This window comes from Curtobacterium sp. MCBD17_030 (assembly GCF_003224255.1).
Classification (GTDB): domain Bacteria; phylum Actinomycetota; class Actinomycetes; order Actinomycetales; family Microbacteriaceae; genus Curtobacterium.
The window spans coordinates 140,065-159,588 of the sequence record NZ_QKLI01000004.1; the positions used below are offsets into that span (position 1 = coordinate 140,065).

Annotated in this window: 18 protein-coding genes; 15 read left to right on the top strand and 3 right to left on the bottom strand. The window is 69.2% G+C overall.

Translation table 11 applies throughout. The annotated features are described in order from the left end of the window. The first annotated feature begins 3 nt into the window (after nucleotides 1-3). Together nrdR and DEI89_RS05930 are read left to right on the top strand one after the other, a co-directional pair. The gene (nrdR, locus tag DEI89_RS05925; RefSeq protein WP_110903118.1) at nucleotides 4-495 is read left to right on the top strand and encodes a transcriptional regulator NrdR; all 492 of its coding nucleotides are present in this window, start codon (nucleotides 4-6) and stop codon (nucleotides 493-495) included. Continuing rightward, nucleotides 492-1,559, top strand: a complete 1,068-nt coding sequence (locus DEI89_RS05930; protein WP_375334560.1) for a quinone-dependent dihydroorotate dehydrogenase — start codon at nucleotides 492-494, stop codon at nucleotides 1,557-1,559. Before nrdR ends, DEI89_RS05930 begins: the two co-directional genes overlap by 4 nt. A 212-nt stretch (nucleotides 1,560-1,771) precedes the next feature. On the opposite strand, the gene DEI89_RS05935 is transcribed toward DEI89_RS05930, so the two are convergent. Further along, nucleotides 1,772-2,347: a DUF3043 domain-containing protein gene (locus tag DEI89_RS05935; RefSeq protein WP_258366248.1), complete on the bottom strand. Its 576-nt coding sequence runs from the start codon at nucleotides 2,345-2,347 to the stop codon at nucleotides 1,772-1,774. Between the two features lie 51 nt (nucleotides 2,348-2,398). Between DEI89_RS05935 and DEI89_RS05940 the strand changes: the two genes are divergently transcribed. The 6 genes from DEI89_RS05940 to DEI89_RS05965 all read left to right on the top strand — a co-directional run bounded on the left by DEI89_RS05940 (nucleotide 2,399) and on the right by DEI89_RS05965 (nucleotide 9,385). Next, a complete protein-coding gene (locus DEI89_RS05940; RefSeq protein WP_110903119.1) occupies nucleotides 2,399-3,877 on the top strand; it encodes a dipeptidase in 1,479 nt (492 codons plus the stop codon). Nucleotides 3,878-3,981: 104 nt separating this feature from the next. Continuing rightward, nucleotides 3,982-4,350 carry an iron-sulfur cluster assembly accessory protein gene (locus tag DEI89_RS05945; RefSeq protein ID WP_110903120.1) on the top strand — a complete coding sequence of 123 codons (369 nt, stop codon included), beginning with the start codon at nucleotides 3,982-3,984 and terminating at the stop codon, nucleotides 4,348-4,350. 358 nt (nucleotides 4,351-4,708) lie between these two features. Then, nucleotides 4,709-5,611 carry a cytochrome c oxidase subunit II gene (gene coxB, locus DEI89_RS05950; RefSeq protein WP_110903121.1) on the top strand — a complete coding sequence of 301 codons (903 nt, stop codon included), beginning with the start codon at nucleotides 4,709-4,711 and terminating at the stop codon, nucleotides 5,609-5,611. 12 nt (nucleotides 5,612-5,623) lie between these two features. Continuing rightward, a complete protein-coding gene (ctaD, locus tag DEI89_RS05955) occupies nucleotides 5,624-7,363 on the top strand; it encodes a cytochrome c oxidase subunit I (protein WP_181421521.1) in 1,740 nt (579 codons plus the stop codon). Nucleotides 7,364-7,368: 5 nt separating this feature from the next. Continuing rightward, nucleotides 7,369-7,785: a cytochrome c oxidase subunit 4 gene (locus DEI89_RS05960; protein WP_110903122.1), complete on the top strand. Its 417-nt coding sequence runs from the start codon at nucleotides 7,369-7,371 to the stop codon at nucleotides 7,783-7,785. Nucleotides 7,786-8,011: 226 nt separating this feature from the next. Further along, complete coding sequence (locus tag DEI89_RS05965; RefSeq protein ID WP_110903123.1) at nucleotides 8,012-9,385, top strand: glucose-6-phosphate dehydrogenase; 1,374 nt, start codon at nucleotides 8,012-8,014, stop codon at nucleotides 9,383-9,385. Nucleotides 9,386-9,489: 104 nt separating this feature from the next. Here DEI89_RS05965 and DEI89_RS05970 read toward each other — a convergent pair whose 3' ends face one another. Continuing rightward, the gene (locus tag DEI89_RS05970; protein WP_258366253.1) at nucleotides 9,490-11,415 is read right to left on the bottom strand and encodes a glycoside hydrolase family 15 protein; all 1,926 of its coding nucleotides are present in this window, start codon (nucleotides 11,413-11,415) and stop codon (nucleotides 9,490-9,492) included. A 70-nt stretch (nucleotides 11,416-11,485) separates the two neighbouring features. Continuing rightward, nucleotides 11,486-12,568, bottom strand: coding sequence for an App1 family protein (locus DEI89_RS05975; RefSeq protein WP_375334559.1), 1,083 nt, complete (start codon nucleotides 12,566-12,568; stop codon nucleotides 11,486-11,488). Nucleotides 12,569-12,779: 211 nt separating this feature from the next. Here DEI89_RS05975 and DEI89_RS17595 point away from each other — a divergent pair, with 211 nt between their 5' ends. The 7 genes from DEI89_RS17595 (at nucleotide 12,780) to cydB (ending at nucleotide 19,513) form a co-directional block, all read left to right on the top strand. Continuing rightward, a complete protein-coding gene (locus DEI89_RS17595; RefSeq protein WP_181421522.1) occupies nucleotides 12,780-13,427 on the top strand; it encodes a TetR/AcrR family transcriptional regulator in 648 nt (215 codons plus the stop codon). 179 nt (nucleotides 13,428-13,606) lie between these two features. Beyond that, nucleotides 13,607-14,512, top strand: a complete 906-nt coding sequence (locus DEI89_RS05985; RefSeq protein WP_110903126.1) for an ABC transporter ATP-binding protein — start codon at nucleotides 13,607-13,609, stop codon at nucleotides 14,510-14,512. Further along, complete coding sequence (locus tag DEI89_RS05990; RefSeq protein WP_110903127.1) at nucleotides 14,509-15,225, top strand: ABC transporter permease; 717 nt, start codon at nucleotides 14,509-14,511, stop codon at nucleotides 15,223-15,225. Before DEI89_RS05985 ends, DEI89_RS05990 begins: the two co-directional genes overlap by 4 nt. Continuing rightward, nucleotides 15,222-15,950 carry an ABC transporter permease gene (locus tag DEI89_RS05995; protein WP_110903128.1) on the top strand — a complete coding sequence of 243 codons (729 nt, stop codon included), beginning with the start codon at nucleotides 15,222-15,224 and terminating at the stop codon, nucleotides 15,948-15,950. The genes DEI89_RS05990 and DEI89_RS05995 overlap by 4 nt, the downstream gene beginning before the upstream one ends. Beyond that, complete coding sequence (locus DEI89_RS06000) at nucleotides 15,947-16,870, top strand: ABC transporter substrate-binding protein (RefSeq protein ID WP_110903129.1); 924 nt, start codon at nucleotides 15,947-15,949, stop codon at nucleotides 16,868-16,870. Before DEI89_RS05995 ends, DEI89_RS06000 begins: the two co-directional genes overlap by 4 nt. A 207-nt stretch (nucleotides 16,871-17,077) precedes the next feature. Beyond that, nucleotides 17,078-18,490: a cytochrome ubiquinol oxidase subunit I gene (locus DEI89_RS06005; RefSeq protein WP_110903130.1), complete on the top strand. Its 1,413-nt coding sequence runs from the start codon at nucleotides 17,078-17,080 to the stop codon at nucleotides 18,488-18,490. Nucleotides 18,491-18,508: 18 nt separating this feature from the next. After that, on the top strand, nucleotides 18,509-19,513 hold the full coding sequence (gene cydB, locus DEI89_RS06010; RefSeq protein ID WP_110903131.1) for a cytochrome d ubiquinol oxidase subunit II: 1,005 nt from the start codon (nucleotides 18,509-18,511) through the stop codon (nucleotides 19,511-19,513). The last annotated feature ends 11 nt before the right edge of the window (nucleotides 19,514-19,524 follow it).

Genomic DNA, 19,524 nt, shown 5'->3' on the forward strand with positions numbered 1-19,524 from the left:
GCCATGTTCTGCCCCTTCTGCCGCCACCCGGACTCCCGCGTCGTCGACTCCCGGACGAGCGACGACGGAACCTCCATCCGCCGACGCCGCCAGTGCCCGAACTGCGGACGACGGTTCTCGACCACCGAGACCGCCTCACTGAACGTGGTGAAGCGCAACGGTGTCCTCGAGCCCTTCAGCCGCGAGAAGATCATCTCGGGCGTGCGGAAGGCCTGCCAGGGTCGACCCGTCACCGACTCGGACCTCGCGGTGCTCGCGCAGCGTGTGGAGGAGATCGTCCGGTCCTCCGGCGCGAGCCAGATCGAGGCGAACGACATCGGTCTGGCGATCCTCGGCCCGCTGCGCGAACTCGACGAGGTCGCCTACCTGCGGTACGCCAGCGTCTACCAGGCGTTCGACTCCCTCGAGGACTTCGAGGACGCCATCGGCCAGCTGCGCATCGACCACCACAGCGCGTCCGGTGCGGATCGTCCCGCGGACGGCGCCAGCGCGTGAGCGGCCTGGAGTCCCTCGTCCGCGCCGGGTACGGGATGGTCTTCCGGAACGTCTTCGCAAAGATGGACCCCGAGCGCGCGCACCACCTGGCGTTCAGCGTCATCCGGCTCCTCCCGCACGTGCCCGTCATCGGTGGTGCCGTGGAGCGGTACGCCAGGCCCTCCGCCGAGGACGGCATCACCACGATGGGGATCCACTTCCCGTCCCGCTTCGGTCTGGCCGCCGGGTTCGACAAGGACGCCCGTGGTATCGCCGGACTCGGCGTCCTGGGCTTCGGGCACGTCGAGGTCGGCACCATCACGGCGCGCCCCCAGCCGGGCAATGAACGACCCCGGCTGTTCCGACTCATCCCGGACCGGGCGCTGATCAACCGGATGGGGTTCAACAACCACGGTGCCGTCAAGGCCGCCGGCCGACTCGAGCGTGCGCGCCGCAACCCGGGCCGACCGGTGATCGGCGTCAACATCGGCAAGAGCCGCGTCGTCTCCGTCGACGACGCGGTCGAGGACTACCTCGAGTCCGCGCGGCTGCTCGCCCCCTTCGCCGACTACTTGGCCGTCAACGTCAGCTCGCCGAACACCCCGGGCCTCCGCGGCCTGCAGGAACTCGACCAACTCCGACCGCTGCTCGCCGCGGTGCACGACGCCGCCGGCCGGACGCCGGTCCTGGTGAAGATCGCCCCGGACCTGACCGACGAGCAGATCGACGCCATCGCCGGACTCGCGGTCGAGCTCGGGCTGTCCGGGGTCATCGCGACGAACACGACGATCGAGCGCACGGGCCTCACCACGCCCGATGCGGACGTGCAGGCGATGGGTACCGGGGGACTCTCCGGAGCGCCGCTCGGTGCCCGCTCCCTCGAGGTCCTGCGTCGCGTGCGCGCTGCGGTGCCCGCCGGGTTCTGCGTCATCGCGGTCGGTGGCGTCACCTCCGAGGCCGACGTCCAGGCCCGGATCGCCGCCGGTGCCACGCTGGTGCAGGGCTACACGGCGTTCCTCTACGAGGGGCCGACCTGGGCGATGCGCATCAACCGGTTGCGGCGGAAGCGCCTGCGGCGACGCTGAGGCCGCGCCTGGCAAGTGGCTTCGTGCGGCGCGTCGCGGCGCCGGCGTCTCGGCGAGACGCCGCCTTCCGCGTGAGACGCCGCGGATTTCGGCGGCGTCTCACGCACTCGGCGGCGTCTCGGCCGGGAGGCCGGGCCGCACCGCCGGCCCCACACGACGCAGCGCCGCCGACCCGGAGGTCGACGGCGCTGCGGCGCTCGAACGGAACGAGGTCAGAGCGTCGGGTACTGCCCGCGCTTGACCTGCGGCTTCGGCAGGCGGAGGAACCGGAGCTGCCACGCACGGGTCAGGATGTAGAGGAAGTTCCCACGCTGGAACTCCTGCCCGGTCGCGGCGAACTTCCGGCGCAGCGCGAACCACAGCACGGCGCAGTCGAGGACGAACAGCAGCACGAACGCCCAGACGAACAGCAGGGAGTACGAGGCAGCAGCGGTCTGCGCCGCGAGGAACCCGACGAGCAGGAACAGGATGAGCACCGGCATCATGACCTCGCCCACGTTCCAGCGGGCGTCGATGTAGTTGCGGATGAACCGGCGCTGCTCGCCGCGGTCCTTGGCCGGCAGGTAGCGCTCTTCGCCGTTCGCCATGCCGACGCGGGCACGTTCGCGATCACCGTTCAGACGCGAGCGAGCGGCCTTCTTGTCCGCCGGGCTGTTGCCGACGATCGGGCGCTTGTTGGCGGCTTCACGTTCGCGGCGCGAGGGCGTGGGGCGACCCTTGCCGTGCGCGACGAGCTCGTCGTCGGCCGGGTTCACGGTCACGTTGGTCTTGGGGGTTGCCTTCGCCACGGTCGTTCCTAACGGCGCTCTGCGTGCTGGACGTCCTCTAGATTACCGGCCATGACCGACACCGAGAAGCACACCTCCGCAGCGGGGCCCCAGGCGCCCGCGACCGACCCCGTTCTGCTGGCGGCGCTGCGCGAGCACGTGCACGGCGCGCTGCCCGCCACGATCGCCGACCTGTCCGCACTCGTGCGCATCCCGTCGGTGTCGTGGTCGGCGTTCGACCCGGCGCACGTGCGCCGGAACGCGGAGGCCGTGGCCGAGCTGGTGCGCTCGACCCAGGTGTTCGACGAGGTCCGGATCGTGCGCTCCGCGGTCGGGGGCGACACGCCCGCCGACGCGGACACGGTGGCACCGGGCGACGAGTCCGTCGAGCTCGGGCAGCCGGCGGTCCTGGCGGTGCGGCCGGCCCGGAACGGCAAGGCGACGGTGATGCTCTACGCCCACCACGACGTGCAGCCCCAGGGCGACGACGCGCTGTGGGAGACGCCGCCGTTCGAGCCGACCCTGCGCGGCGACCGGCTCTACGGGCGCGGTGCCTCGGACGACAAGGCCGGCGTGATGACCCACGTCGCCGCACTCCGGGCCGTGCACGCCCAGTTCGGCGAGGACCTGGACGTCGGCATCGTGCTGTTCATCGAGGGGGAGGAGGAGTTCGGCTCCCGCTCGTTCCGCACCTTCCTGCGCGAGCAGCGCGAGCACCTGGCCGCGGACGTCATCGTCGTGGCCGACAGTGACAACTGGTCGACCGAGGTGCCGGCGATCACGGTGTCGCTCCGTGGCAACACGACGTTCAAGCTCACCGTGACGACGCTCGAGCACGCCAGCCACAGCGGCATGTACGGCGGCGCCGCCCCGGACGCGATGATGCCGATGGTGCGCCTGCTGGCCTCGCTGCACGACGACGACGGCGCGGTCGCCGTGTCCGGTCTGACGGCGCACGACGCCCCGGTGCCCGAGCGGTCCGAGTCGGACTTCGCGACCGAGGCCGCCCTGGTCGACGGTGCCCAGCCCGTGGGCAGCGGTCCGGTGCTGTCGCGGATGTGGTTCCAGCCGTCGATCACGGTGACGGGCCTCGACGTCCCGAGCGTCGCGAACGCCTCGAACACGCTGATCCCGACGGTCGCGGCGCGTGTGTCGGTCCGCGTCGCCCCGGGCCAGGCCGCGACGGAGGCCTTCGCCGCGGTGGAGGCCCACCTGCGTGCGCACGTCCCCTTCGGTGCCCGCATGGAGATCACCGAGGTCGACGCCGGCGACGGGTTCCTGGTCGACGCGACCGGCTGGGCCGTCCAGGAGGCCCGCACGGCCATGTCCGAGGGCTGGGGCGCGGCCCCGGTGGAGCAGGGCATCGGTGGGTCGATCCCGTTCGTGTCGGACCTGGCGGCGGAGTTCCCCGAGGCCCAGATCCTGGTCACCGGTGTCGAGGACCCCGACACGCGGGCGCACAGCCCGAACGAGTCCCAGCACCTCGGCGTGCTGCACCGCGCGATCGTCTCGGAGGCGATCCTCCTGGCACGGCTGCAGGGTCGCGGGTGACCCCCGTCCTCCACAGGTCCTGGATCGGGACCCCGCTCGTCGGTGCACGTGCTTAGAATCGACGCGACGGCCGGTGAACGACACCGCCAGCAAGGGAGACGTCGATGAGCGACACCATCACGACCGAAGCAGCGACCGACGCCAAGTCGCACGGTGTGCTGCTGAGCGACGCGGCCTCGGCGAAGGTCGCCAGCCTGCTCGAGCAGGAAGGCCGCGACGACCTGCGCCTCCGCCTCGCCGTCCAGCCCGGCGGCTGCTCGGGTCTCATCTACCAGCTCTACTTCGACGAGCGACTCCTCGACGGTGACGCCACGGCCGAGTTCGACGGGGTGGAAGTGGTCGTCGACAAGATGAGCGTCCCGTACCTCGACGGCGCCACGATCGACTTCGAAGACACGATCCAGAAGCAGGGCTTCACGATCGACAACCCGAACGCGCAGGGCTCCTGCGCGTGTGGTGACAGCTTCCACTGATCACCGGACGGGCTGGTCGCTGGGCCGCGGAACACGCGGGGGAGCGACGACACGCGAACGGGGAGCGGCCGAGACGGCCGCTCCCCGTTCGCGTTCCCGCATCTCGATCGTCACGGACATCACCGCCGACGCAGATGACCAGGGGAAACCGCCCCTCGCAGCGCCGTTTCCGTCCACAACGCGTGTCGGTTGTGCGCTCGGTGTCGATGGCTGCGAGTAGGCTAGGAGTGTTCCAACCAAGCTGGGAGTCACCCACGCGTCAGCCCTGCGGCTGACCTCGGTGCTCGTCGACGGGGTCACCGTCGGCGCCGGTCGCACGACGACCGGTTCCCGGGCCACGTCTTTCCGAGAGGTAACAGTGCGTTCGAATCGCCGTATACGTTGGGCGGCCGTGCCGGTGGCCGTCGGTCTGGTCATCGCACTGGCTGGCTGCACGCAGCAGCAGATGAACGGATGGCTCCCGGGCACGGAGCAGACGAAGGACGTCACCAACCACACGAGCCGCATCGTCGGCCTGTGGACGACGAGCTGGATCGTCCTGTTGGCCGTGGGTCTGATCGTCTGGGGCCTGATCATCTGGGCCGCGATCGTGTACCGCCGCCGGAAGGGCCAGACCGGCCTGCCGGTGCAGATGCGGTACAACATGCCGCTCGAGATCTTCTACACGATCGTGCCGCTGATCCTCGTCCTCGGCTTCTTCGCCTTCACCGCGAAGGACCAGGAAGCGATCGAGAAGCCGTTCGCGCAGCCCGATGCCACCGTGCACGTGTACGGCAAGCGCTGGGGCTGGGACTTTAACTACATCAACAAGGACAACCCGAAGGAAAGCGTCTACTACCAGGGCATCCAGGCCCAGGAAGAGGAGAACGGTGGCGGCGCCATCGACGAGTCGCTCCTCCCGACGCTGTACCTGCCGGTGGGCAAGAAGGTCGAGATCGAGCTCAGCTCTCGCGACGTCAACCACTCCTTCTGGGTCATCGACTTCCTCTACAAGAAGGACATGCTGCCGGGTCGTACGAACTACGAGTACTTCATCCCGGAGAAGGAAGGCACCTACCAGGGCAAGTGCGCCGAGCTCTGCGGTGAGTACCACTCCCTCATGCTCTTCCAGGTGAAGGTCGTGTCGCAGGCGAAGTACGACGACTACCTCTCGTCCCTCAAGGACCAGGGCAAGGTCGGTCTGCTCGGCAACGAGTACGACACCAACACGAACCAGCCGAACAACGAGGCGCCTGCCGAGGCGTCCAGCGAGAAGAAGTAAGGGCGCGTCTCAATGACAACGTCATTCGTCGGCCAGGCGACCACCAGGCCTTCGACGCCGGACTTCCAGGCGTCGAAGGTCGGCCGCAAGGGCAACATCATCGTTCGGTGGGCGACGTCCACCGACCACAAGACGATCGGGTACATGTACCTGATCACCTCGTTCCTCTACTTCCTGCTGGCCGGCATCATGGCGCTCGTCATCCGCGCGCAGCTGTTCGAGCCGGGGCTCCAGGTCGTCGCGACCAAGGAGCAGTACAACCAGCTCTTCACGATGCACGGCACGATCATGCTGCTGATGTTCGCGACGCCGCTGTTCTCCGGCTTCGCGAACGCGATCATGCCGCTCCAGATCGGTGCACCGGACGTCGCGTTCCCGCGTCTGAACGGCCTGGCCTTCTGGATGTACTTCTTCGGCAGCGCGATCGCCGTCGGTGGCTTCCTCACCCCGCAGGGTGCAGCCTCGTTCGGGTGGTTCGCCTACGCGCCACTGAGTGACACGACGTTCACACCAGGGCTCGGCGGGACTCTGTGGGTCTTCGGGCTCGGCATGACGGGCTTCTCGACGATCCTCGGTGCGGTCAACTTCATCACCACGATCATCACGATGCGTGCCCCGGGCATGACGATGTTCCGCATGTCGATCTTCACGTGGAACGTGCTCGTCACGAGCCTCCTCGTGCTGATGGCCTTCCCGGTCCTCGCCGCCGCGCTGTTCGGCCTCGGTCTCGACCGTGTCTTCGACGCCCAGATCTTCAACCCGGCCAACGGCGGTGCCCTGCTCTGGCAGCACCTGTTCTGGTTCTTCGGCCACCCCGAGGTCTACATCATCGCGCTGCCGTTCTTCGGCATCGTGTCCGAGGTCTTCCCGGTGTTCAGCCGCAAGCCGATCTTCGGCTACAAGACCCTGGTCTACGCGACCATCACCATCGCGGCCCTCTCGGTCACGGTGTGGGCGCACCACATGTACGTCACCGGTGGCGTCCTCCTGCCGTGGTTCTCGCTGATGACGATGCTCATCGCGGTCCCGACCGGCGTGAAGATCTTCAACTGGGTCGGCACCATGTGGCGCGGTTCGGTGACGTTCGAGACGCCGATCCTCTGGGCCATCGGGTTCCTCGTGACGTTCACCTTCGGTGGTCTCACCGGCGTGATCCTGGCGTCCCCGCCGCTCGACTTCCACGTGTCCGACACGTACTTCGTCGTGGCGCACTTCCACTACGTGGTCTTCGGCACCGTCGTGTTCGCGATGTTCTCCGGCTTCTACTTCTGGTGGCCGAAGTTCACCGGCAAGATGCTGAACGAGCGCCTCGGCAAGATCCACTTCTGGCTGCTGTTCGTCGGGTTCCACACCACGTTCCTCATCCAGCACTGGCTGGGCGTCGTGGGCATGCCCCGTCGGTACGCGACCTACCTGCCGAACGACGGCTTCACCTGGATGAACCAGGTGTCGACGATCGGCTCGATGATCCTCGGCATCTCGTTCCTGCCGTTCATCTTCAACGTCTACGTCACCGCGCGGAACGCTCCGAAGGTGGCCGTCAACGACCCGTGGGGCTACGGCCGCTCGCTCGAGTGGGCGACCTCCTGCCCGCCGCCGCGTCACAACTTCACCTCGATCCCGCGGATCCGTTCCGAGTCCCCGGCGTTCGACCTGAACCACCCCGAGGCCGGCGTGCCGGTCGGCGTGGGCCCGGCGAAGGACGCACCTGACGCTCCGACCTACGACGCCGCGAAGGGCGAGGTGAAGTAGCCACCATGCGCGCCAACACCAATCTGTTCTGGATCCTGTTCGTCTTCTTCGTGCTCGCGGACGCCGCGTACACGATCTGGTCGATGATCTACTACGGCTCGGTCGAGTGGGTCGGCACCCTGTCGATCGGTCTGACCGGCATCATGTCCGCCTTCATCGCCTTCTACCTGGGTCGCGTCATGTCGGCCCAGGGCGGGGTGCTGCCGGAGGACCGCCAGGACGCCAACATCGAGGACGGCGACGCCGAGCTCGGGCACTTCAGCCCGTGGTCGTGGTGGCCGCTGTTCCTCGCGGCAGCGATCGCGCTCGTGTTCCTCGGGGTCGCCGCCGGCCTCTGGATCGTGCCGATCGGACTCGTGCTCGTCGCGATCACGCTCGTCGGCTGGGTCTACGAGTACTACCGCGGCAACTTCGGGCACTGACCCACGCCACACACGCTTCGGGCGGCACCATCTCGGTGCCGCCCGAACTGCGTCCGGGGCAGGCGGACCGCCGCCACCGGATGCACGCACCGAACAAGAACACGTCCGACCACCATCTGGAACGGCCCGGGAATCTCCCGGGCACGATGGACCTTGGCTCCTGAGGACCGCATGACCGCGGCCGCAGGTCCTGCGGACCGTCCACAAGCGAAAGGAGTCACCTCCGGTGACTGACAAGCGCACGCTCATCATCTTCGGCGCGACCGGCGACCTCGCCTCCCGCCTCCTCCTGCCGGGTCTCGGCACCTTCCTGCAGAGCGGCCGTTCCGTCCCGGTCCAGCTCATCGGCACGGGCCGCAGCGCCCGCAGCGAGGAGCAGTGGAAGGACGTCGTCACGAAGTCGTTCGCGTCGCAGGACGTGGCCGGCCCGGAGGTCGACGCGACCATCGGGTCGACGAAGTTCATCCAGGGCGACCCCACCGACCCGGAACACCTGAAGGCCCTGCTCGACGCGGCCGAGGCCGAGCCGATCCTGTACTTCGCGCTGCCGCCGCAGATCGCCTCCGACATCTGCGAGGCGCTGCAGCACGTCGAGCTCCCCGAGGGCACGACGCTGGCGTTCGAGAAGCCCTTCGGCACCGACGTCGCCAGTGCCGAGGCACTCAACAAGACGGTCCTCGAGCTCGTCCCCGAGGAGCGCGTGCACCGCACCGACCACTTCCTCGGCCGCACGACGGTCCTCAACATCATCGGTCTGCGCTTCGCGAACCGCCTGTTCGAGCCGATCTGGAACGCCGACAACATCGAGAAGGTCGACGTCTTCTACGACGAGACCCTGGGCCTCGAGAACCGCGCGCAGTACTACGACGAGGCCGGCGCCCTGGTCGACATGATCCAGTCGCACCTGCTCCAGATCCTGGCGCTCGTCACGATGGACGCCCCGGCGGCGATCGATTCCGTCGAGTTCCGCTCCTCGCTCGCCCGGGTCCTCCGCTCGACCCGCCTCAAGGGCGACGACGCGACCATCGCCTCCCGCCGCGCGGTCTACACAGCCGGCACGATCGACGGCAAGGAACTGCCGTCGTACCAGCAGGAGGACGGGGTCGACCCGTCGCGCGGGACCGAGACGCTGGCCGAGATCGAGGTCGAGGTCGACACCGCCCGCTGGGCCGGCGTCCCCTTCACCCTCCGCTCCGGCAAGGCGCTCGGCGCCAGCCGGAAAGAGGTGCTCATCACCTTCAAGCCCGTGACGCGCCTGCCCTCCGGTCTGACCGGGCGGCCGAAGGCCGACACGCTGCGCATCGTCCTCAACCCGGACGAGATCGAGCTGTCGGTCTCGGCCAACGGCGGCGGCAACCCGTTCGAGATGGGGCAGGTCACCCTGTCGTCCTCGTTCGACGACGGCGAGCTCACCCCCTACGGTGAGGTGCTGAACGGCATCTTCCACGACGACCCGCTGCTGTCCATCCGCGGCGACGTCGCGGAGCGCTGCTGGGAGATCGTCGAGCCGGTCGTCTCCGCATGGAAGTCCGGAGCAGTCCCGCTCGAGGAGTACCGCGCCGGTTCGCGCGGCCCTGCCGAGTGGGTCAGCTCCTCCTGACCGACGCGAGAACCGCATGACGGGAGGCCCGGTGCCAGCTGGCACCGGGCCTCCCGTCCGTGCGGGCGCACCGTCGGCAGAGTCCAACGGTGGGCCCGGTCGTGTCAGGCCGGCCGTCCGGCCCGCTCGCCCGCGCCGGTGACGCTCCACGTCCCGCCGTCGCGCTGCGCCGACCGCGTCCGGTGGCCGGCGGCCGCTCCCCGTGCACGTGCGATCGCATCGGCCGCGGTCACGAGGGTCAGGTGCGAGAGCGCCTGCGGGGTGTTGCCGATGTGGTGTCCGGTCGCGACGTCGATCTCCTCCGACAGCATGCCGACGTCGTTCGCGAAGCCGACCAGGACGTCCATGAGTCGTTCGGCGTCCGCGATCCGACCGGACCCGGCGTACTGCTCGACGAGCCAGAACGAGCAGGCCAGGAACGGGTGTTCCGCGCCGCTGAGACCGTCGAAGCCGGAGGACGTCCGGTACCGGAGCAGGAGCCCGTCGTCGCCGACGCGGAGGTCCTGCTCGATGGCCGCGACCGTGCCGAGCATCCGCGGGTCGTCCGGCTTGCAGTAGCCGATCTGTGGCAGGACGAGCAGGCTCGCGTCGACCTCGTCGGTGTCGTAGTGCTGCCGGTAGGCGCCGCGCTCGGCGTTCCATCCGTGTTCCTCGATCTCCGCGCGCACCTGGTCGCGCAGGGTCCGCCAGCGCTCGACGGGCCCCTCGAGGCCGAATTCCTCGCACGCGGCGACCCCGCGGTCGAACGCGGCCCAGATCATCGCGCGTGAGTGGGTGAAGTGTCGCCGCGGTCCGCGCATCTCCCAGATGCCGTTGTCGGGCTCCTGCCAGTGCTCCTCGACGTGGCTGAGGAGCGCACGCTGCAGGGACCACGAGGCGCCGCTCTCCTCGACGCCGAGCTCGCGGGCGTCGTGCAGCGCTGCCAGGACCTCTCCGAACACGTCGCCCTGGTACTGCGTGTACGCGCCGTTGCCGACCCGCACCGGCTTCGAGTCCGCGTACCCGGCCAGGTGGTCGAGCGTCCGTTCCGGCAGGTCCCGTTCGCCGGCGATGCCGTACATGATCTGCACGTCGTCGGGGTCACCCGCGATCGCGCGGAGCAGCCACGCCCGCCAGTGTGACGCCTCGTCGCGGTACCCGTGGGCGATCAGGGACGCGAGCGCCATCGACGCGTCACGCAGCCACACGAAGCGGTAGTCCCAGTTGCGTTCACCGCCGGGGTCCTCCGGGAGGCTCGTGGTCGCGGCCGCCACGACACCCCCGGTCTCGGCGTGGGTCATGGCGCGCAGGTACATCAGCGAGCTGCGGACGGCGGACGCGTACCTGCCCTCGGCACGGGTGCGGGAGGTCCAGTCGTGCCACCAGTCGCGGGTGTGGTGCAGGGCGGCGCCGACGTCGAACGGCTCCGGGGGCTCACGGTGGGAGGGGTACCAGGTGAGGACGGTGTCGAGGACGTCGCCGTCCGCGATGGTCGTGGTGGCGGTGTGCCGGTGGTCGTCCGCCCGGAAGCGCGGGCCCCGGACGACGACGGCGTCCGGACCGGCGGTCGCGACGAGGACCGGTTCGTCGTCGTTGCCCACCTGACGGATCCAGGGCAGGACGTCCCCGTAGCCGAAGCGGATGCGCAGGACCTGGCGCATCTCGACCGTCCCGGTGAGCCCGCGGACCCGCCGGACGATGGTGGCCCGGTGCGCGTCGACCGGCATGAAGTCGGTGACCTCGACGACGCCGGTCGTGGTGGTCCACACGGTCGAGAGCACGAGGGAGTCGCCGTCGTGTCGGCGGACCGGGGTCGCGTCGGGGTCGGCGGGGCGGAGCGACCACTGACCGTCGTGCTCGTCGCCGAGCAGTGCCGCGAACGTCGACGCACTGTCGAAGCGGGGCAGGCACGCCCAGTCGACGTCACCGTCCCGGGTGACGAGTGCGGCCGTGTGACAGTCCCCGATGAGGGCGTGGTCCTCGATGCGCTGAGCCATGCCCTGATCGAACCACCCGCACCCCGGACGCGGCTGCGCTGAAGGTGCGTTCAGATCGCTCCCGGCATGACTTCGGCGGCGCGGCCGACAGCCGACAGCAGCCCGGGTCGGTCGAGAGCCCGGGTCAGTCGAGGTCGGCGATCCCGACGCGTCCGAGCTCGGTCCAGAGGCCGGCGCCGTCCGGGGCGTAGACCCACGGCACGGTGGAGTCCCGGGTGCGCTCCTGGGCGCGCGATCGACCACCGGCGAGGACGGCCTCGCTCGTCGACAGCTGTCGGATCGCGACCGCGGCGACGTTCTCGGGGTGCTCGCGGGCGAACTCGCCGTAGAGGTGCTCGTCGTGCTGTCCGTCGTCACCGACGAGCAGCCACTGGATGTCCGGGAAGTCCCGCGCGAGGCGCCGCAGGTTGTCCTGCTTGTGCTGCTGTCCGCTCCGGAAGAAGCGGTCGTGGGTCGGGCCCCAGTCCGTGAGCAGCAGGGTGCCGGACGGGTACATGTTCCGGGTCAGGAAGCGCTGCAGGGTCGGCGCCACGTTCCACGCACCGGTGGAGAGGTACACGGTCGCCGCGCCCGGGTGCTGCGCGAGGATCCGTTCGTAGAGGACCGACATCCCCGGCACGGGACGGCGGGCGTGTTCGGTGAGCACGAACGAGTTCCAGGCGGCGAGCATCGGGCGGGGGAGGCTCGTCACCATCACGGTGTCGTCGATGTCCGACAGCAGGCCGAAGCGGGTGTCCGGATGCACCACGAAGACGTCGGCGTCCACGTCGCGCATGCCGCCGGCGGACAGTCGGATCGTCTGCCAGCCCGGCTCGAGGTCGATCGGGACGATCGCGTCGACCACACCACCGCGGTCGCTCTGGACGGTGTGCGTGCTGCCGCCGGCCGAGATGGTGACCTCGGCGTGGTCGACGGCCACGCTCGTGAAGCTGCGCCACCCGCGGACGCCCGTGTACGAGACGTCGGACGCCAGGCCGCGGCGGGTCAGCAGCACCCGGCAGAGCACGCGAACCCACCCCGGGGCGCCGTAGCCCGTGTACGGGATGACGGTCGGGACCTGGCCGCGCTTCCGGGCGTGCTGTTCGCGGTACTCCTGCACGGCGTCCTCGATGCGGGCGGCCCGGTGCAGGATCGGCTCCGGGATCGCGGTCTCCCACTGCTGGATGCCCCAGGGCGACTGTTCGCGGCGGTCGTGCTCGCGTTCCACTGACCGTGCGTCCCGCTGCGGGGTGGTTGCCCGGGGCGCGGCAGGGTCCGGAGGCGTCGACTCGGGCATCGCACCATCATCCCATGCGGGGTGGTCCCGCAACGGGGTCATGGACCCGACACCCGGGGAATCGCAGCCAAGACCAAGGCGGCGTCTGCGAGAGTTGCCGTCTCAGTCAGTCAGCCCGCGGTCACCGCGAGAAGGAGTTCACGTGCTCGTCACCGAGGTTTCGAACGCACTGCCGGGGGGATCATCACTGCTCAGGAACGAGCCGGTCCAGGCCCGCAGCTCGGCGCGCCTCGCAGGTCTGCTCGACGCGGCGGCCGCGGTCATCGACGAGATCGGCTTCGAGCGGCTCACGACGGCCATGGTCGCCGAGCGTGCCGGTGCGTCGATCGGCACGGTCTACCGGTACTTCCCGGACCGGATCGCCGTGGTCGAGGCCCTGGCCGTCCGGTGCACGCAGCGCCTCGCCGCCCGGTTCGTCGAGACGCTCGATGCCTCCGGCGCCACGACGTGGCAGGAGGGCTGCGACGCGCTCGTCGACATGACCGCGGAGATGTACCGCACCGAGCCCGGCTTCCGGGCGATCCGCTTCGCCGACATCGACACCACGTCCGGTGACGAGGACGCCGACCGACTCGCCGCACTCGGCGGAGCCGTCGGCACCGTGATGCGCGAGCGCTTCGACCTGCCTCAGTCCGAGGCGATCAACCGGGCCTGGGTCGTGCTGGCCGAGTCCGCGCACGCGGTCCTCGCCCGTGCGCACGTGGACCGCGAGAACCCGGACACCGAGCTGATCGCGGCGTACCGCGCGATGAGCCGGCCGTACCTGGAGTCGGTGATCGGGGCCTCCTGACCGCTGACCCACCTCGGACGCCCGTCCCTCCGTCGCGGAGGGGCGGGCGTTCGTGTCCGAAGTGCGCGGACCTGGGGTCGATGTCCGCCAGGCGTCATGCGCCGTCACGACCGAACCGCTATGGGCTCCGCCCTGTACTGTCGTCCGGAGTCGGGCTACCTCCACCAAGAAGGGCACCCATGATCGAGTTCCGCTCGGTGCGCAAGACCTACCCGGACGGCACGAACGCTGTCGAGTCGTTCGACCTCGTGATCCCCTCGCGGACCACGACGGTGTTCGTCGGCTCGAGCGGTTGTGGCAAGACCACGCTCCTCCGGATGATCAACAGGATGATCGACCCGACCTCGGGGTCCGTCGAGATCGACGGTGAGGACATCGCGGGCGTCGACCCGGTGCAGCTCCGCCGTCGGATCGGCTACGTCATGCAGAACGCCGGTCTGCTGCCGCACCGCAGGGTCGCGGACAACATCGCGACGGTGCCGTTGCTCACCGGCGTCTCGAAGGCCGACGCGCGGAAGCGCGCGCTCGAGCTGATGGACACGGTCGGCCTCGACCGGTCGCTCGCCGATCGTTACCCGTCGCAGCTGTCCGGCGGGCAACAGCAGCGGGTCGGCGTCGCTCGCGGTCTCGCGGTCGACCCGAACATCCTGCTCATGGACGAGCCGTTCGGCGCCGTCGACCCGCTCGTCCGCAACGACCTGCAGGACGAACTGATCCGGCTGCAGCGTGAGCTGGGCAAGACGGTCGTGTTCGTGACGCACGACATCGACGAGGCCTTCAAACTCGGCGACCAGGTCGTCATCCTGAAGAAGGGCGGCGAGATCGCCCAGCAGGGGACGCCGGCGGAGATCCTGTCCGCGCCGGCGGACGACTTCGTCGCGAACTTCATCGGCGTCAGACGGGGCCGCCGGTCCCTCCGGGTCGAGCAGACCCCGACCGGTCCGGTCGTCGTGGACGGTGACGGCCGTGCCGCCGGCGTCCTCACCAGCCCCGTTGGCGTCGTCGACGCCGCTGCCGCTGTCCGCTCCGAGGCCGGGACGCCCAGCGTCCCGGGTGCTGCGGCGCAGGGTGGGAGCACGCGGTGAAGTGGGTGCTGTCGAACCTCGACACGATCGGGGACGACACGGTCGCGCACCTGGCGATCGCGATCCCGCCGATCATCATCGCCTTCCTGCTGTCGATCCCGATCGGGTGGCTCGTCGTCCGACTCCGGCGACCCGGCGCACGCCGGCTCAGCAGCGGGGTAGGCGGAGGCATCGTCACGTTCGCCGGGCTGCTCTACGCCGTCCCGTCGCTGCCGCTGTTCATCGCGCTGCCGGGCCTCATCGGCACCGGGCTGCAGGACCCCGTGAACATCGTCATCGGCCTGACGCTCTACGGCCTCGCCCTCATGGTCCGGTCCACCGTGGACGGCCTCGGTTCGGTCGACCCGGCCACCACGTCGGCGGCGACCGCGATGGGGTACTCCGGAGCGCAGCGGTTCTTCCGCGTCGACCTGCCGCTCTCCGGTCCGGTGCTGCTCGCGGGCCTCCGGGTCGTCTCGGTGTCCACGATCTCGCTGACCACGGTCGGTGCGGTGCTCGGTGTCCAGAGCCTCGGATCGCTCTTCACCGACGGCATCGGCCGGAACATCCCGGAGGAGATCGTCGCGGGTGTCGTGATGGTCCTCGTCCTGGCGTTCGCGACCGACGGGTTGCTCGTGCTGCTCGGTCGGATCGTGATGCCGTGGACGCGTCCATCGGCGCCCTCGAAGCGTGCGGCCCGCCGTGTGCTCCAGTCTGCGGAGCTCACGGCATGATCATCGGACAGGCCTTCGGCTGGGTCTTCGACCCGGCGAACTACGCCGGTCCCGACGGTGTCTCCGAGCGACTGTGGGAACACGTCTGGATCTCGCTGCTCGCCGTCGTCATCGCGTCGGTGATCGCGATCCCGATCGGCTACGCGATCGGCCACACCGGCAAGGCACGGGGCTTCGCGATCGCCCTCTCCGGCGGCATCCGCGCCCTGCCGACGCTCGGTGTGCTCACCCTGGTGGGCCTCCTGCTCGGCGCGAACCTGCAGGCGCCGCTGTTCGCACTCGTCGTGCTCGCGATCCCGTCGGTGCTCGCCGGTGCGTACGCCGGCATCGAGTCCGTCGAACCGGTCACCGTCGACGCTGCCCGCGCGCAGGGCATGACCGGGTGGCAGATCCTGACCAAGGTCGAGATCCCGCTCGGACTGCCGCTGTTGGTCGGCGGTGTCCGCGCCGCCGTGCTCCAGGTCGTCGCCACCGCGACCCTCGCCGCCTACGTCGGATCGGGTGGGCTCGGCGGGTACGTGTTCCTCGGGCTCAAGACCCAGGACTACGCCATGATGCTCGGCGCCTCCATCCTCGTGATCGCACTCGCGATCGCGTTCGAGATCGTCTTCTCCGTGCTCCAGCGGGCGGTGGTGCCCGCGGGCATCGCCGACCGCCCGACGCGGCGACGCTCGGGATCGCGTGAGCGGCCCCACACCCCCATCCCGGAAGGAACCCCCTCGTGATCACAGCACCCAAGCTCCGCGCCGGCATCGCCGCCGCGGTCGCCGTCGGCGTGGCCGCCGCCCTCGCCGGCTGCTCCTCCAGCAGCCCGCTCGACAGCGGCTCCAGCTCGTCCTCGGACTCGAAGACGATCGTCGTCGGGTCGCAGCAGTACTACTCGAACGAGATCATCGCCGAGCTCTACGCCCAGGTCCTCGAGAAGGACGGCTTCCAGGTGAAGCGGAACTTCAACATCGGGCAGCGCGAGGTCTACCTCCCGCAGCTCGAGAAGGGCGCGATCGACGTCATGCCCGAGTACGGCGGCAACCTGCTGCAGTACTTCGACAAGGACTCGACCGCGAAGTCCGAGTCCGAGATCACGGCCGGCCTGAAGAGCTCCCTGCCGAAGGGGCTCCGTGCCCTGGACGCCGCCGAGGCCACCGACCAGGACAGCTACACCGTCACGAAGGAGTTCTCCGAGGAGAACGACGTGACGAGCCTCGCCGACCTGTCGAAGGTCAAGGGCACCCTGACCGTCGGCGCGAACTCGGAGAACCAGACCCGCCCGTACGGTCCGAAGGGTCTGAAGTCGGTCTACGGCGTGACGGTCCAGTCCAAGGCGATCGAGGACTCCGGCGGGGCCCTGACGGTCAAGGCGCTGAAGGACGGCACCGTGCAGCTCGCGGACATCTACACCGCCGACCCGAGCATCAAGGCGAACGACTTCGTGACGCTCGAGGACCCGAAGAACCTGATCGTTCCGCAGAACGTCACCCCGGTGGTCTCGAGCAAGGTCGACGACAAGGCGGCGGCCGACATCGACGAGGTGAGCAAGGTCCTGACGACCGAGGCGCTCATCGAGCTCAACACCAAGAGCACCGTCGACAAGGAGAAGGCCTCGACCATCGCGAAGGACTTCCTGACCGACGAGGGGCTGCTCTAGGTCCCACGGACACCCGGTCCCCGCGTCGTTGCGCGGGGATCTCGCCGACAGGCGTCGGGCATCGAGCCCGGCGCCTGTCGGCGTTCCGGGGTCAGCCGTGCGTGACACATGTTCCGCACGGTTGTGCCGTGCACCGGCTGTGCACGTTCGTGCAGGAGGCCCCTCTACAACTTGTCGAACCGGGACGCTCGACAGTACCGTCGAAGCATGAACGACCTCCTGGACCCGCTCCTGCTGTCGCGGTGGCAGTTCGGTCTGACGACGATCTACCACTTCCTCTTCGTCCCGCTGACGATCGGCATGGCCGTCGTCGTCGCGGTGTTCCAGACCGCCTGGGTCCGGACCGGTCGTGCGCACTACCTGCAGCTGACGCGGTTCTTCGGACGGATCTTCCTCATCAACTTCGCGATGGGGGTCGTCACCGGCATCGTGCAGGAGTTCCAGTTCGGCATGAACTGGTCGGACTACTCGCGCTTCGTCGGCGACGTCTTCGGCGCCCCGCTCGCGCTCGAGGGCATCCTGGCGTTCTTCTTCGAGGCGGCGTTCATCGGCGTCTGGATCTTCGGCTGGGACCGCCTTCCCCAGAAGCTGCACCTGGCGAGCATCTGGTGCGTCAGCGCAGGCACGATCATGTCGGCGTACTTCATCATCGCCGCGAACGCGTTCATGCAGCACCCCGTGGGCTACGCGATCAACGAGGCGAAGGGTCGCGCCGAACTCACCGACATCTGGGCCGTCCTCGGCAACAAGGTCGCCCTCGCCGCCTTCCCGCACACGGTCTTCGCGTGCTTCATGGTCGCCGCCGGCGTGATCATCTCGGTCGCCGCGTACCACCTGGCGCGCAACCAGAACCTCGAGACGATGATGCCGGCGCTGAAGTTCGGCCTCTGGACGATGGTCGCGGCCGGCGCCCTCACGGTCCTCACCGGTGACCAGCTCGGTCTCACCATGGTCGACACGCAGCCGATGAAGATGGCCGCGGCCGAGGCGCTGTACAACACCGCGACCGGCAAGGACGCCTCGTTCTCGATCTTCACGCTCGGCACGCCCGACGGTGTCACCGAACTCTTCTCGATCCGGGTGCCGTACCTGCTGTCCTTCCTGTCGACGCACACCTTCTCCGGCACGGTCGAGGGCATCAACGACCTGCAGGCGCAGTACACGCAGGTCTACGGGCCGGGCGACTACAAGCCGATCATCTGGGTGACCTACTGGTCCTTCCGCTGGATGATCGCCCTCGGGGTCGGCGCCGTGATGGTCTCGCTCGCCGGACTCTGGCTGACGCGCAAGGGCCGCTTCCCGCAGCAGCGGTGGGTCTGGCGCATCGCGATCTGGGCCGTGCCGCTGCCGATGGCCGCGATGGTCGTCGGCTGGGTCTTCACCGAGATGGGCCGCCAGCCCTGGCTCGTGTTCGGCCTGCTCAAGACGGCCGACGGCGTCTCCCCGAACGTGACGGGCCTCGAAGTCCTCGTCTCGCTCGTCGTGTTCACCCTCATCTACGGATCCCTCGCGGTGGTCGAGTTCCGACTGATCAAGAAGGTCGCCCAGGAGGGCCCGGCCGCCCCGGCCGAGGTCGACGCGGAGAGCGGCGAGGTCAAGCACGAAGTGACGGTCTACTAGAGATGGAAGCTGCCTGAGATGGACCTGCCCGTTCTGTGGTTCGCGATCGTCGGACTCTTCTTCGTCGGGTACTTCGTGCTCGACGGGTTCGACTTCGGCGTCGGCATGTCCCTGCCGTTCCTCGGCAGGGACGACACCGACCGCCGTGTGCTCATCAACACCATCGGCCCGGTCTGGGACCTCAACGAGACCTGGGTGATCGTGGCGGGAGCCTGCCTGTTCGCCGCCTTCCCCGAGTGGTACGCGACGATGTTCTCCGGCTTCTACCTGGCACTGCTGCTCATCCTCGCCGCACTGATCCTGCGCGGGGTGTCGTTCGAGTACCGGCACCAGGACAAGCACCGGGCATGGAAGCGCCGGTTCGACCTGATGATCGTGGTCGGCAGCGCGGTGCCGTCGTTCCTCTGGGGCGTCGCGTTCGGCAACGTCGTCCGGGGGATCCCGATGGACTCCGGACACAACTACACCGGCACGCTGTTCGACCTGCTCAACCCGTTCGCACTGCTCGCCGGTGCCACCACCCTGCTGGTCTTCTTCACCCACGGCGTCGTGTTCGTGGCACTGAAGACCGAGGGTGAGATGCGCGAGCGGGCGATGCGCCTGGCGAAGCGGGCCGGAGTGGTCACGATCGTGGTCGCCGCCGTGTTCCTGGTCACGATGGCGCTCGTCCGGTCCTCCCCGACGTCGCTCGTGCTGTCGGCCGTCGGTGCCGTGGCCCTGGTCGTCGCGGTCCTCTGTGCCGCACGCGGTCGGGAGGGTCGCGCCTTCACCCTGATGGCCGTCACCATCGCGGCGGTCGTCCTGGCGATGTTCACCGCGGTGTTCCCGGACGTGATGCCCGCCACGAACGACCCGGCGAACAGCCTGACCGTCGCCAACGCCTCGTCCGGCACGTACACGCTGACGGTCATGAGCTGGGTCGCCCTGGTCTGCATCCCGCTCGTGCTGGCCTACCAGGCGTGGACGTACTGGGTCTTCCGCAAGCGGGTCTCGCGCGCCACCGTCGCGCAAGCCGCGCACTGAGCAGGAGGCAC